The sequence below is a fragment of the Fructilactobacillus carniphilus genome (assembly GCF_024029675.1).
GTDB classification, from domain to species: domain Bacteria; phylum Bacillota; class Bacilli; order Lactobacillales; family Lactobacillaceae; genus Fructilactobacillus; species Fructilactobacillus carniphilus.
On sequence record NZ_CP097121.1, the window covers coordinates 496,571 to 511,015 of the forward strand.

Consider the following 14,445-nt stretch of genomic DNA (forward strand, 5'->3'; position numbering starts at 1 on the left):
AGCGTACTAGCTTCATTATAGCAAATCATTTTCGTTGATTGTGCTTTAGCAAAAACTCTTTTTGCTGTTGCTGAATCTCTGCAATGGACCCCGTTTTAGCGGTTAGATTTTCTTCCAAAGCCGTTAAAATTTGATTGCCATACCGCTTGGTTAAAATTCGATTATCGAGGATGGTAATGATGCCATAGTCATCACTACGGCGTAGCAACCGTCCAATTCCTTGCTTCATTTCAATAATGGCATGAGGCAAGGAATAGCTGGTAAATGGATTTTTGTTTTGTTGTTTTAAATAGTGGGCGCGAGCCTGCATCAATGGACTATCCGGGGCGGCAAACGGAATTCGGGGAATAATGATGGATTTTAAATAGTTAGGGGGAAAATCAACCCCCTCCCAAAAACCATTGGCACCTAAAATAATGGGCGCTGTTTTTCCTTCCGAACGCCGTATAATCTTACTTTGGCTCCCAGAAATTCCGGCTGCTAAAACTGTGCCGATTCCCGCTTGATCATGCAGTTTATCATAAACTGCTTGAATTAACTCTAAGGAATTAAAGAGGACCAATGTCGGAACTGGTTGCGCATGATAAATTTTTTGGATGGAATTGGCGACGAAGGCAACGTATTCCTCATTTTCAACCCCAGCCGGCATCGGTGTATTTTCCGTAATCATTAACTGGACCTGATTTTGATAGTCAAAGTCAGCTGCCAGCCGTTTCATCCGGGTGTTATTCCGGCGTAAGTCTAACTGATCATAGATATACTGTGATTTTTTCGAGGTAAAGAGCACGGCTCCCGTAAAAATAATTGGTTTAAATGATTGATAAATTTGTTTATGCAAGCGCGTACTGGTGTCAAACCGCGCTAACTCTAGGCGCATGTTGTTAGGGTCATGGTCGGCCCCGTACCGTAACCAAAATCCGTCAACACTTTGCTGCTCAGTTACAGACTGTAAAAATGTTTGCATCTGTTCTAAACCTTGTAGCACTTGATGCACGTGTTCGTTAAAGCGTAAAAAAGTTTCGTATTCAGAAGCCAACCACTGACCATCCGTCTGCCCGAGACTTTGATTAATCGTGGTTAAAAGTTGCTCTAACCGCCGGGCTTGTTGTTCTTGATGCTTTAATTCTACCTGCTGTTGTTGCATAAACTGGTGTAGTTTTGCTGCTGAAATTCCAATTACATTCGCTTGCTGGGTAAACCGAACTTGCAGCGACTGTATCAAATTTTGTAACAATTGCTGCTGTCGTTCTTCGATTTCCGTTAAAGAATCCACCAATCTTTGTAAATTAGAGCTTAAATTCCGATTGTGGTGCACAATCTCCATTAGATTCTGCTCATGAGTTTGAAAGATATCGTTCCGCACTCGCCCTACGTTTGCTTTGACGGCGCCTAACCACCATTCTTGGCGTTGAGCGGCAAAAGCTACTTCTGGTAAATGATGGGCTTCGTCCACCACTAGATACGGGGTCCCAGTCAGTTGACGGGTTAACCGTGTGGCATTTTGATATAAATAGTGGTGATTAACAATGATTATATCTGTCGTTTGCAAGCGTTGCATTTGCCAGTGCCAAAAATCATAATCCCCGAACTCACTATCAGTAAATTGGGGTTCTGACTGGTAATTAACCTGTTGTAAAATAGCCGCATTTTGGGGGATGTGCAATTCATCTAGGTCACCCGTTTCCGTCTCTGTTAGCCAGACCAAAATCTGGGCCTTGCTGAATTGTGACAAATGATTACTGTCATCCGCCACAACTACTGTCGCAAAACGGGAAAGATCCAGGTAGTGTCGTTTACTTTTTAAGACCAGCGACTGCAAATGAAAGCCCAAGTTCTGGTTTAGTTGTTCGCGCACGACCGTCTGGAGCTGTTCTTGCAAGCTAATCGTCGCCGTACTGATTACCACGGGAGTGCCGCTTTGACTTAAAAACGCTAGTGGCACCAAATAACCTAACGTTTTTCCACTTCCAGTGGGTGCTTCAATTAATAGGTTTCGGGCCGGTTGTTTATTATCTGTAAAGTTTCGATAAATTAAATTCATCATTTTACTTTGCGATACCCGCCACTCCAAGTGGCCTGCAAAATCTCGTTCCTTTTGCTTTTTGGATAACGGAAATTTGGTCAACCGGTTATGTTGGGCTGTGGTCGGAAGCTGATGCTTTTTTAGCACTAATCCTTCTAGTTCGATTAAATCAGCGGGTAGGTGATCGTGTTTGGGATGTACCTTTGCCCCCATTTTAATGAATTCATGGGTTTGTTGGGGTAGTTTTAAATCTAACGCTAACAGCGATTGCAAAGTCACATTTGGTAAGTCCTGCATTCGTTTAGCAATTAGTAGCAATAACTGCGCAGTGGCATCCGCATCGCTAGCAGAAGAATGCGGATGTTGATGTTGAATCTGAAAATGAGCACTTAAATCGCTTAACCGATAACTAGTTAACGTCGGAAAAAAGATTTGACTGAGGGTCACCGTATCAATTGCTTCAATCTCTAGGGCAGGAAAGCCCACTCGTTCTAAATGGTGATTCAAAAAGGGAAAGTCAAAGTTAACGTTATGCGCCACAAAGACCGTTCCTCGCAACATTTGATAAATTTGGGGCGCCAATTGGTCAAAGCTGGGCGCCGTCTTAATTGTGGTTTGATCAATCCCGGTTAATTCGGTAATTTCTCGAGGAATTGTCACCCCATCATTTACGTACGTTGAAAAAGTAGAACTAATCTTGCCGTTCTGCACGAAACTCACACTAAATTGAATAATGCGGTCGTCACGCCGTAAATCAGTTCCCGTGGTTTCCATATCCACCACAGCGTATTTTGAGTTTGAGTCCATCACGTATCTGCCTACTTTCGTTTCTAACTACGCCCATTTTACTACAAATCCTACGGAAACGGGTTCCTTGGCTTCAAGTTCAAAATCAAAGTTTATTTCTGACTATGGTAGAATAAGACTGATAAGAAAGTGAGCGATTGAAATGAAAAAGAAAGCAACGGGGCACAGTCACGCCAAGGTCATTTTTTTAGGCGAACATAGTGCCGTTTATCATCAGCCTGCCATTGTTTTTCCCATTCCCCAGGCAAACGTTACCGCAACGTTACAAGCGTCGCCTCAAGGTGTAACTACTATTCACAGTCAGTACTACTCCGGTCCCATTACAGACTTACCCGCATCAATGGCTGGAATTACCGCGTTAATTAAAAAGCTACACCAAGAATTAAATCCCCAGCATCAACCAGTAGCTCTGGAAATTAACAGCACGATTCCCCTAGGACGTGGAATGGGGTCTTCGGCTGCCATTGCGAGTGCCATCATTCGGGGGTATTTTTCTTTTTTCGAGGTTCCCCTGTCTCGAGCAACCCTGACCGAGTATACCGATATTGAAGAAAAAATCACCCATGGAAATCCGAGTGGGATTGACGCCCAAACGGTGAATGTCAGTCACCCGATTTTGTATGAACAACAACAATTTTTTGATTTTACCCCGCTGCTTTCTGGCTTTTTAGTGATTGCGGACACCGGCGTAGCGGGTAATACTAAGACGGCAGTTACTCAGGTTCGGGAATTCCTCGAGGCCGACCCAGTTCGCCAAGGACTCATTACCCGCTTAGGCCACCTAACCGAAATGGTTAAAACCTCCCTAACGAATCAGGATTTAATCAAAACGGGTCAGTCGTTGACCGAAGCGCAAGCAATTTTAACCGCGCTCGGCGTTAGCACCCCCAAAATTGAACAACTAGTCGTGGTGGCAAACCAGGCAGGCGCCTTAGGGGCCAAATTAACTGGCAGCGGATTAGGTGGTTGTATCATCGCCTTAGCAGCCGATTACCATAGTGCAAAGCGGGTTGCAGCAGCCTTGACAGACCATGGAGCCGCCCAAACGTGGATTCAATCATTAACTGAATTAAACCCAGAGGAGAATAATGACGATGAATAACTATGCCAAAGCCCGGGCGCATACCAATATTGCCCTAGTAAAGTACTGGGGCAAACGAAATGCAGCGCTAAAGTTACCGACCACTAACAGTCTTTCACTAACACTTGACCAGTTTTATACTGATACGAGCGTGCAGTTTGACGACCACTTAACTAGCGATCAGGTAACCTTGAACAACCACCGCTTAGATGAACCAGCCGCTCGCCGCGTTACTGATTTCTTGAACATAGTTCGCAATCAAGCCGGGATTACCACTAAGGCGATCGTTAAAACCACTAATAACGTTCCCACTGCTGCTGGTTTAGCTTCCTCTGCTTCCGGATTTGCCGCCTTGGCCGCTGCTGCTAGTAAAGCTAGTGGTTTAACTCTAAATCAGCGAGAACTTTCCCGGTTGGCCCGGCGCGGATCTGGATCCGCTACCCGATCAATTGACGGCGGCTTTGTCGAGTGGCACAAAGGAATTGGAGATCGAACTTCCTTTGCGACCCAGGTTGCCCCAGCCGATTACTGGGATTTAAACGTCATTGCCATTTTAGTGAACCAACAACCCAAAAAAATGAGTAGTTCTGAAGGCATGCAGCTATCGCAAACGACCTCCCCTTACTACCACGAATGGGAAAAACTTTGCCAACGTGACTTAAAAAAGCTTAAAATAGCAATTAAAAACCGTAACTTTAATGATTTAGGAACCATTGCTGAAGAAAATGCGATGCGGATGCACGCCCTGACCCTAAGTGCTGCCCCGGATTTTTGCTACTTCGACGCAGATTCTCTAAAGGCGATGCGCCTCGTTCATCAGCTCCGCGAATCCGGAATTCCGTGTTACTTTACCATGGATGCCGGTCCTAACGTTAAAGTTTTAGTAGAACCAGAACATCGAGAGTCAGTTGTTTCAACCTTACAAGCTGCGTTTGGACCAGATCACATTGTCGTGGCTGCTCCCGGTCCCGGTGTTCAATATTTCAGGTAGAAAGAAGACTAACATTGATTAAAACAAGCACCCCAGGAAAATTATATCTTGCCGGTGAGTATGCCGTCGTGGAAAACGGTAATCCTGCAATTATTGCTGCGGTTAATCGCTTCGTCACCGTCACCATTGATGAAAACACAGAGCGCTGTTCCATCACTTCAAAACAGTATGAAAATCATCTCGTCCATTGGGAACGGATTAACTCACGGATGGTGGTTGATGATCGGGATAACCCCTTTCAATACATCATTGCGGCCATTCAGGTCACTGAAGACTATGTGCAAGCACTTGGGAAACCGACCCAGAAATATCACCTCAGTGTAAATAGTGAGCTTGACAGCGGTACGGGGAAAAAGTACGGTCTGGGATCTTCAGCAGCCGTAACGGTGGCCACGATTAAAGCGCTCTGTCAGTTGTACCAGTTAAACGTTAGTAAAGTGCAATTATTTAAACTTGCAGCAATTGCGCACTTTAGTGTGCAAGGCAATGGTTCGTTAGGTGACGTGGCCTCTAGCGTGTTTGGCGGCTTAATCACTTATAGTTCCTTTGACCGGCAATGGCTTTCTGAGTTTCTACATAAAATTACCCTGCCTGAACTCTTAAAACTTGAATGGCCCCGCTTAGAAATCACGCCCCTGCAAATTCCACCAGTCTTACGCTTTTTAGTGGGCTGGACCGGTTCCCCCGCTTCTACGTCCCAGTTAATCGATAAGGTCGAACTAAAAAAAGGAAAACATGGAATTCACTACGAACGCTTCTTACATGACAGTAATAAGTGTGTTCGCGAAATTACCAACGGCTTTCGTCAAAATAATATCCGTTTGATTATGCAAAACATCAAGAAAAATCGGGAACTGCTCCAATCTTTGAGTCAAATGGCCGGCGTTTCCATCGAAACTCCGAAATTAGCTCGTTTGATTGAAATCGCAGAACAATATGGAGGCGTGGCGAAAACCTCTGGTGCTGGTGGTGGCGACTGTGGAATTGTTCTAATCAAATCTGATTGTGACATTGCCGGATTAAAGACTGCTTGGCAGGAAGCTGGCATTGATCCACTCGACCTTGCCATTTATAACTACTAAGGAGGAGTCCGTGATTAATCGTCAATCTCATCGCAAGGATGAACACGTTTCTCTAGCTAAAAAGTTTCATCAACCCTCTCAAGCCGGTTTTGCTGATTTGAAATTCATTCCCAACGGTTTACCTGAACAAGCAGTTGCTAATATCGATCTGAAGACGTCATTAGCGGGACATTCCCTCTCAGTCCCCTTTTACATCGAGGCAATGACCGGCGGCAGCCCTTACACGCAAAAGTTAAACCAGCAACTAGGTCAGATCGCCAAAGAAACTGGACTGGCACTAGCGTTGGGAAGCGCCAGCGTGGCCTTAAAGGATCCAGATAGTGCCGCCAGCTTTACGGTGGCACGCGAAACTAACCCCACCGGAATGATTATGGGAAACGTCGGTGCCGGGGTCACTCCCGCAGCAGCACAGGCGGTCGTGGATCTCGTTCAAGCTGATGCCTTAGAAGTTCATCTAAACGTCGTCCAAGAGTTGGTAATGCCTGAGGGCGACCGCGATTTTCATTGGGCAACTAACCTGCAAAACATCATCAACCACGTTTCCGTACCTGTCATCGTCAAGGAAGTTGGTTTTGGGCTTGATCAAGATACCATCCGAAAGTTGCACCAACTCGGTGCCACCACTGTAAACGTAGGTGGCTTGGGCGGAACTAACTTTGCTCAAATCGAAAACTTTCGCAGAAAGCGGAAAGAAATGGCCTATCTGGAGGACTGGGGTTTAACCACGGTACAATCTCTGTACGAAGCCCAACAAGTTCCTAATATCCAAGTGGTAGCAGCGGGTGGAATTACCAATCCGCTAGAGATTGCTAAAGCCCTTTACCTCGGTGCGGATGCCGTGGGAATTGCCAGTGAAATTTTAACCAACCTAATTGACAATGGCGTCGCCGATACCATCCAAATGATTCAGGATTGGATTTATGGGTTAAAGAGCATCATGACGGCGCTGGGAGTACGAAACATTGCTGAACTTCGGAACCGTCCGGTGGTTCTAAATCCCACGCTAGAGAGTTATTTACGGCAGCGTGACATTCATACCAATTAAAAAAGGATGAGCAAATGCTCATCCTTTTTTAGTTAGGCTTCAAATGATTCATCATTTATTTACCAGAAGATCCATCTTTCAATCCTGAAACAAAAGAACTAATGAATGAAAGGTTAATAAGTAAATAAATTAAAGATAATACAATAAGAATAACAATAATGGTTTTAATCGGGTTACGTTTAATTATACTTGTAAGTTTTTTTAGCATAAATTCCTTCCTTATTTTTGCATTTAAAACAAAGCGCTCATAATTACCGCAAAATCTGAAATCCAATGGATATAAATTCCACTCCACAGCGTATTAGAGTCCCTCCAGGAAGCAGTGATTGGATAGCGAGTGATTCCTACGATCAAAGGCATCAATAACTCAAAGTGATAGTGAGGTAAATGTAAAAGCGCAAATAAGATGCAACCTTATATATTTACAATGGGCCAAGCGAATCTTTTTAGTTTTGTTCTTAATAGTAAATGAATTAATGGAAGCGAAATTGAAGCCATTCCGACCTCTTCACCCACTAAAGATACTAAAAGTTTAAATGTGACCCAGATTTTAAGAATTAAAGGGGCATGTAAGTGATACGATTCATTAAACATTGTTGTATTATGAAATGATTTAAAGCCATTGGGAAAAAATAAAACGACGATTAAAATCGGGATTAGTTCCAAAAAAAACAATAAAAATACATACCATACCAACCGACGCCATTTAGACCAAGGAAATGGCTGGAAAAAAAGATGTAAATTAGAAAAACCGTATAGGATTACTAAACTAAGTAGTCCAGTTACTATCATTGATAACCAATTAAAGCGAGAATCGAGTAAAATTTCCCCAGCAAAGCCGAGTAAGAAAAGCAAAAATACAATAAAGTATCTTTTGGGTTCAAAGCTTAGCTTTACCATCTATGTGCTCCAAATTTACTATTTCCGTCATTTTTACCATTGAAACCTTCAAAATTACTGAGAACGTCTCTTTTATTATTAATAATGAATTCCACCTTTCATAACATATTAATTAAGCATAACATGTTTACTAATTAGATGAAATTCTTATTTGCTTTTAAGAATCAATGAAAATTAAGCTTGAAATCGTAGTCCCTTCGGGAAGAAATTCTTCACGGTGCCGTTTACCACTTTCCCAAATCCGACTGGCATTTGGTGATATACCAAAAGAGCCCAGCCTTTCGCTTGAATTTGATCGGTGGCAAAAGTATCTCCGTGAACATATTTTTGCCACTGCGCAGCGTTAATCGCAATCGTACGTTGAACTTGTTCCGGGTTAAGGACCATTGCTAACCCGTAACTCGGTTCAATTCGATTCTTTTTCAACGTTCCGAGGGGCGTTCCAGGGCGCATCACTTTCAATCCGTTTAAAGCCGGGATTTCTGGATTAAACGAATAAAGTTGTTCTTTAAACCGCAACAACGAACCAGCCTGAAAATTGGTCAGGTTCTGCTCCGCAAATTGTTGCCACTCTTTTCGCTCTGCTCCCGATGCACTGGCCTCTTGTTTTCTAATCTTCGTTGGCTTAGCCGTTTCCGTACTTTGAAGTTTGGCAATAAAATGACCGTCCCCCGCAAACAGGTGTGGAAAGAGTCGGACGGCGTCTTGTAAATCGGGATTCCCGTTCGCCCACGCTGGTTGTCCACTGCTCATGCCAGCTTGTTTTTCAAGCGGAACCATTTCTAGTGGGTATTTATCAAACAACCAGGCGATGATCTGTTCGTCCTCTTCCGGTGCAAACGTACAAGTCGAATAAATTAGCTGCCCACCCGGTTTTAACATTTTAACGGCCTCGGTTAAGATGTCTCGCTGCCGCAGCGCACATTCCGCTGGATATTCTTCATTCCAATAGGTCATTGCCTCAGGATTCTTCCGGAACATCCCTTCCCCAGAACACGGTGCGTCCACCAGAATCTTATCAAAGTAAGCGGGAAAAGCTTTACTTAGATGTTCCGGTGTCTCATTTAAAATTAACGGGTTCCACACGCCAAATCGTTCAAGATTTTCGACTAACACCTTGGCCCGGCTACGGTTAATTTCGTTAGCAACCAGTAAGCCCTGATTTTGCATCATCCCCGCCAACTGGGTTGATTTCCCCCCGGGAGCGGCACACAAATCAAGCACTCGTTCGCCCGGTTGCGGATTGACTGCCTCTGCTACTAACATTGCTGACGGTTCTTGGTTGTAAACATACCCACTTTGATGTTCTGGAGACTTGCCGGATACCTTGCCGTAATAACCATGCTGAATCCCTGGGATGGGATGACTGGTATCGACGTCCAGTTGCGCCGGACTCTTTAAGGGATTAATTCGAAAGCCATGCTGTGGAGTGTCGGTAAAACTCTGTAAAAAGGCCGGAAATTGGTACCCTAGTAACCGTTCATATTTTGTTTTAAATGCTGCTGGTAATTCAATCATGATTTTCCTCCGCAAAAAACTGCGTTGCTTGAACCGCCCGTTGCCAACCAGCATACCGTGATTTCCGCTCGGAAGCAGCCATTTGCGGTTGATAACTATTAGTTGACCGGATGATGGCTTTAATGGTAGCTAAATCGGTCCAATAGTTAACCTGCAATCCCGCTAAGTAAGCAACTCCGAGTGCCGTGGTTTCTGTCAACGGGGCCCGTGTGATGGTCGTATCTAAAATATCGGCCTGAAACTGCATCAAGTATTCGTTCTTCGAGACTCCACCATCCACCATTAACGATTTGACCGGTAATCCGGTTTCCTTACTCATGGTTTCTAAGACATCGCGAGTTTGAAAGGCCAAAGATTCTAACGTGGCTTTGACCAATTGCTTATCATCCGTCTGCTGGGTAATCCCAAAGATGGCTCCCCGCGCGGCCTGATTCCAATAAGGGGCCCCTAGTCCGTTAAACGCCGGCACTACATAGAGCTGATTGTTAGAAGCCGCTGCTTGCGCTTGGTGGGCAGTTTCTGTTATATCTTGAACCAGCTTCACCTGATCTTTCAGCCAGTCTACGGCTGATCCAGCGGTGAAAACACTCCCTTCAAACGCATAATTAACTTCCCCGTTCACACTATAGGCAATCGTGGTTAGTAAACCATGGGCAGACGTCTGGGGTTGGGTGCCTAAATTCATCATAATAAAAGCCCCCGTCCCGTAGGTGTTTTTGGTCATGCCGGGCTCTAAGGCTAGTTCCCCAAACAACGAGGCCTGTTGGTCCCCGGCAATTCCAGTAATCGGAATCTGGACTCCCATAAAGGTAAATTCTTGGGTGTAGCCGTAGAAATGGCTGGATTCTTCAACATCTGGCAACATTTGCTTAGGAATATGAAGCAGGTTTAGCAATTCTTCATCCCACTCCAACGTATGGATGTTATACAACATCGTCCGACTGGCATTCGTCATGTCCGTGGCATGCACGTGCCCGTTAGTTAACTTCCACAGCAGCCAGGTATCAATGGTCCCAAACAATAAATCACCGGCCTCGGCTTGTTCTCGTGCCTGAGGAACCTGGTTTAATAACCACTGAATCTTCGTGGCCGAAAAGTATGAGTCAATCAGTAAACCTGTTTTTTGCTGAATTAGTTCCTGGTAACCCGCTTCCTTTAGTTGGTTCGCGAGAGCGCTTGTCTGTTTTGATTGCCAAACAATGGCATTATGAATTGGTTTGCCCGTTTTTCGGTTCCAAACCACGGTGGTTTCTCGTTGGTTGCTGATTCCAATGGCGCGCACCTTATACGGTGGAGTTTCTGTCTGAAACAGCACCTCAGAGATGACCGTTTCTGTATTGTTCCAAATTTCAATTGGGTCTTGTTCTACCCAGCCAGGCTGTGGGAAAGATTGGTGAATCAAGCGCTGGGCCTGTCCCACGATTTGTCCCTGGTGATTAAATAAAATGGCCCGGACTGAAGTCGTGCCTTCGTCGATTGCGAGAATGTATTGTTCGTTTTTCATTGCGTACCTCATCATTAAAAATTCAGTCCTTATTATAACCTTTTCCCCTGCTTCTGCCTAACCGGAGCAGGCGCTCTCTTTTTCAGTTTCACACAAGAAGTGTAGAATAGATGCGGAACTAATTTTACGAAGGAGCATCATAAATATGACAGAACCAAACTATTCCGCTTGCACTAGTATGCTAGTGGGTAAAAATGCGACCGTCGATGGTAGTACCCTCATCGGTCGCAATGAGGATGCCAAAGCCGCCTGGCCGAAGCGTTTCGTCGTTCACAAACACCAAGTTGCAACGGAGCCGGTTGTTTTTCAATCTACTGCGAATGGCTTTCAGTTAGACCTGCCATCTGAGGCCGCTAAGTACACGGCTACCCCGGAATGGACTGACAGTGAAGGCTTATTTGAAGAAGAAGGAATTAATGAACACGGCGTGGCCATGAGTGCCACCGAGAGTACCTATGCTAACGATAGTGTCTTAGGCTGCGATCCGTTAGTGAAGGATGGGATCGGAGAAGAGGCAATGGTCACCGTCGTGCTTCCCTACGTCAAATCCGCTCGAGAAGGTGTCCAACGTCTGGGTGAAATTGTTAGTACGAAAGGTGCTAGTGAAACCAACGGAATCCTGTTTTCGGATACACAAGAAGTCTGGTACTTTGAAATCGGCTCTGGTCATCAGTGGGTAGCCCAACGGATTCCCGATGACTGTTATGCGGTGGTTGCGAACCAAATGGCAATTGAAAAGGTTGACTTTAATGACCAGGTTAATTTTCAATGGTCGCAAGGTTTAGAACAATTTGTCACCGACAATCATCTGAATCCAGATCGACACGGGTTTAACTTCCGCCACATCTTTGGGACTCGCACCCAAATGGATACTTATTACAATACGCCGCGTGTGTGGTACGGACAAAAGATGTTTAATCCCGAAATTGAACAGGAACCAACTTCTCAGGATTTGCCTTTTCTCCGCAAGAGTAGCCGTCGGTTATCAGCCACGGACGTCCAAATGTTGCTAAGTTCTCACTACCAGGGAACCGAGTTTGATCCAGTCGGAACGGGTAGTGAATTTGACAAGCATCGCTTCCGTCCGATTAGCTTCGCTAAAACCCAAGAATCACATGTTTTACAATTGCAAGCAGATTTACCCGTGGAAATCGGTGGTATTCACTGGCTTTCCATGGGGGTCGGAGCAGAGAGTACTTTCGTTCCCTTTTTCGCTGGGATTAGTGAAACGCCTGCCGCCTATCAATATCCAGTCGATCACGATTACGATCCTCAATCCGCCTACTGGAACTTTAAACTAGTCGGGATTTTAGTCGATGCTCATTACCATCGTTTTATCGAACAGGTTAACGATGTCCAAGCAGAACTACGGCAAGGTTATCGCCAAATTATTAATCAAACTCAGTCACAAGTTGCAACTAGCAACGATTTAGTTGCATTAGCCAATCAAGCTAGCAATCAAGCAGCTAAGCTCGCCTTAAGTCGATTCCAAGCATTAGCAGCCCAACTTATCACTGACTCTGCTGACCTATCACCGTTAAACTATCACCAGGATTTGAATTTATAGGGAGGATCATAACTGCATGTCGAAACAAAAAATGAAGACTGGCTCACTGGTCTTAATGATTTTCTCTGCCATCTTTGGGTTTGCCAATGTAACCGTAGCCTATGATCAAATGGGCTATGCCAGTATCATCTGGTATGCCTTTGCGGCGCTTGTCTTCTTTCTGCCTACTAGTTTAATGTTTGCAGAATACGGTTCTGCCTTTAGTGATGCCAAAGGAGGAATCTACTCGTGGCTCAAGAATTCAATCGGCGAACGGCTCGCTTTTATCGGGACGTTTATCTGGCTCTCAGCTTGGATTATCTGGATGATATCGGTTTCTAGTAAGGTATGGATTCCAGTTTCCAACATCTTCTTTGGTTCGGATAAAACCAACACCTGGCGCTTATTTAATCTGTTTACACCGATGCAAACCGTGGGAATTTTAGGAATCGTGTGGGTGTTAGTAATTACGTTTTGTGCTACCTGTGGTTTTGAACAAATTGCTAAAATTGCCAATCTAGGGGGATTCTTCACTCTGTTGCTTCCCATCGTCTTTGTGGTTCTGTCAATTATTGTCCTCATTCTGCATCATGGTCAATTAGCCGAACCCATTCACGGCATGAGTTCCTTTATTAAATCTCCGAACCCGTTGTTCGCCAGCCCAATTGCCCTACTATCATTCGTGGTCTATGCCATCTTTGCTTATGGTGGGATGGAATCAATGGGTGGAGTGGTCGATGAAGTGGATAATCCTAAAAAGACTTTTCCCAAGGGAATTATGATTGCCGGCATCTTAATGGCTATCATCTATTCGGGAACCATTTTCTTTGCCGGAGTAACCGCTAATTGGCACACAGTCCTAGGTAACGACAAGGTTAACCTTGGGAACATTACCTATGTTTTACTGAATAACCTTGGGTTCGTCTTTGCTCAATCACTCGGATTGTCGCATTCTGTGGCCATCACGGTTGGAAATTGGCTGGCGCGGTTTGCGGGACTTAGTATGTTTCTGGCCTACCTGGGTTCCTTCTTTGTGCTGATCTACTCTCCAATTAAGTCGTTTATTGAAGGCTCTGACCCACAAATTTGGCCCAAGCGCGTTACGAAGCTTAATCAACACGGAATGCCGGCCTTTGCCATGTGGTTACAAGCTGCCGCTGTTTCGTTGGTGATTTTTGCCATTTCGTTTAGTGGATCGGGAGCGCAACAGTTCTATCTGATTTTGACCGATATGGCCAATATTTCGAGCACCTTCCCATACCTCTTCTTAGTTGGAGCCTTTCCGTTCTTCAAACGTTTACCTGACATTGAACGTCCCTTTGTCTTTTACAAAAACCGCATCATGACGAACGCGGTCGTGACCATCATCCTCATTATCTTAGTCTTAGGAATTGGGTTTACGGCCGTTGAACCATTGTTAGAACACAATTATCAAACCGCATTCTGGACCATCTTTGGTCCGGTTGCCTTTGGAATAATTGGCTTGTTAATGTATGAAGTTGGATTACGGAAAAAACGGCGAAATCAATTGCAGTAACGAGAAAAAGAGATTGGAATTATCCAATCTCTTTTTATTATTCTAAGAACATAAATTACTTATTATTTTCCCTAGTAACATTCATAATTTTACTACAATTGTTATAATATTATTGTTCGCTATTTTGTATAATAGTAATTATCCAATAATAATTCAATTAAAATTCATAAATTAGCAAATTATTTTATAATTGTTAAGGAAACATAACTTTAACTGAAAACTCAGACGATTATAACAAAAATAATAATCGCTTTAATTATTTTTTAGAATAAAAATGTTTTTTTATACAGTTTGTTAATTTTGGGAAATAATATTACCAATTACAAACACAATCATCAAAGGAAATAATTTGATTAAAGCTAATAATTAATCACTATGAATTTTTTGTAAGCAAAGAGCAATCAATGCTAA

Annotated in this window: 10 protein-coding genes; 6 read left to right on the forward strand and 4 right to left on the reverse strand. The window is 44.0% G+C overall.

Translation table 11 applies throughout. From position 1 onward, the window contains the following. Positions 1-25: 25 nt before the first annotated feature. Entirely contained in the window at positions 26-2,830 is a 2,805-nt protein-coding gene (locus tag M3M37_RS02555; RefSeq protein WP_252795594.1) for a helicase C-terminal domain-containing protein, read from the reverse strand. 142 nt (positions 2,831-2,972) lie between these two features. Here M3M37_RS02555 and mvk point away from each other — a divergent pair, with 142 nt between their 5' ends. The 4 genes from mvk to fni are packed head-to-tail and all read left to right on the forward strand — an operon-like array spanning position 2,973 to position 7,029. Continuing rightward, entirely contained in the window at positions 2,973-3,932 is a 960-nt protein-coding gene (gene mvk, locus M3M37_RS02560; protein WP_252795595.1) for a mevalonate kinase, read from the forward strand. Continuing rightward, complete coding sequence (mvaD, locus tag M3M37_RS02565; protein WP_420842974.1) at positions 3,925-4,902, forward strand: diphosphomevalonate decarboxylase; 978 nt, start codon at positions 3,925-3,927, stop codon at positions 4,900-4,902. Before mvk ends, mvaD begins: the two co-directional genes overlap by 8 nt. 14 nt (positions 4,903-4,916) lie before the next feature. After that, a complete protein-coding gene (locus M3M37_RS02570; protein WP_252795597.1) occupies positions 4,917-5,984 on the forward strand; it encodes a phosphomevalonate kinase in 1,068 nt (355 codons plus the stop codon). 10 nt (positions 5,985-5,994) lie between these two features. Then, positions 5,995-7,029 carry a type 2 isopentenyl-diphosphate Delta-isomerase gene (gene fni / locus M3M37_RS02575; RefSeq protein WP_252795598.1) on the forward strand — a complete coding sequence of 345 codons (1,035 nt, stop codon included), beginning with the start codon at positions 5,995-5,997 and terminating at the stop codon, positions 7,027-7,029. A 414-nt stretch (positions 7,030-7,443) separates the two neighbouring features. Here the strand turns inward: fni and M3M37_RS02580 are convergent, their stop codons facing one another. From M3M37_RS02580 to glpK, 3 genes are all read right to left on the reverse strand, one after another. Further along, on the reverse strand, positions 7,444-7,929 hold the full coding sequence (locus tag M3M37_RS02580) for a bacteriocin immunity protein (RefSeq protein ID WP_252795599.1): 486 nt from the start codon (positions 7,927-7,929) through the stop codon (positions 7,444-7,446). A 174-nt stretch (positions 7,930-8,103) separates the two neighbouring features. Then, positions 8,104-9,444, reverse strand: coding sequence for an RsmB/NOP family class I SAM-dependent RNA methyltransferase (locus M3M37_RS02585; RefSeq protein ID WP_252795904.1), 1,341 nt, complete (start codon positions 9,442-9,444; stop codon positions 8,104-8,106). Then, positions 9,440-10,951: a glycerol kinase GlpK gene (gene glpK / locus M3M37_RS02590; protein WP_252795600.1), complete on the reverse strand. Its 1,512-nt coding sequence runs from the start codon at positions 10,949-10,951 to the stop codon at positions 9,440-9,442. Before glpK ends, M3M37_RS02585 begins: the two co-directional genes overlap by 5 nt. Before the next feature lie 145 nt (positions 10,952-11,096). Between glpK and M3M37_RS02595 the strand changes: the two genes are divergently transcribed. Next, positions 11,097-12,518, forward strand: coding sequence for a C69 family dipeptidase (locus M3M37_RS02595; protein WP_252795601.1), 1,422 nt, complete (start codon positions 11,097-11,099; stop codon positions 12,516-12,518). Between the two features lie 16 nt (positions 12,519-12,534). After that, positions 12,535-14,034 (forward strand): glutamate/gamma-aminobutyrate family transporter YjeM, encoded by a 1,500-nt coding sequence (gene yjeM / locus M3M37_RS02600; RefSeq protein ID WP_252795602.1) that lies wholly within the window; start codon positions 12,535-12,537, stop codon positions 14,032-14,034. Positions 14,035-14,445 lie beyond the last annotated feature (411 nt).

What these genes read in the sequence shown, in the direction of transcription:
- M3M37_RS02555 (WP_252795594.1), bottom strand. Translation starts at nt 2,830, where the DNA reads ATGGACTCAAACTCAAAATACGCTGTGGTGGATATGGAAACCACGGGA.
- mvk (WP_252795595.1), top strand. Translation starts at nt 2,973, where the DNA reads ATGAAAAAGAAAGCAACGGGGCACAGTCACGCCAAGGTCATTTTTTTA.
- glpK (WP_252795600.1), bottom strand. Translation starts at nt 10,951, where the DNA reads ATGAAAAACGAACAATACATTCTCGCAATCGACGAAGGCACGACTTCA.
- M3M37_RS02595 (WP_252795601.1), top strand. Translation starts at nt 11,097, where the DNA reads ATGACAGAACCAAACTATTCCGCTTGCACTAGTATGCTAGTGGGTAAA.
- mvaD (WP_420842974.1), top strand. Translation starts at nt 3,925, where the DNA reads ATGAATAACTATGCCAAAGCCCGGGCGCATACCAATATTGCCCTAGTA.
- yjeM (WP_252795602.1), top strand. Translation starts at nt 12,535, where the DNA reads ATGTCGAAACAAAAAATGAAGACTGGCTCACTGGTCTTAATGATTTTC.
- M3M37_RS02580 (WP_252795599.1), bottom strand. Translation starts at nt 7,929, where the DNA reads ATGGTAAAGCTAAGCTTTGAACCCAAAAGATACTTTATTGTATTTTTG.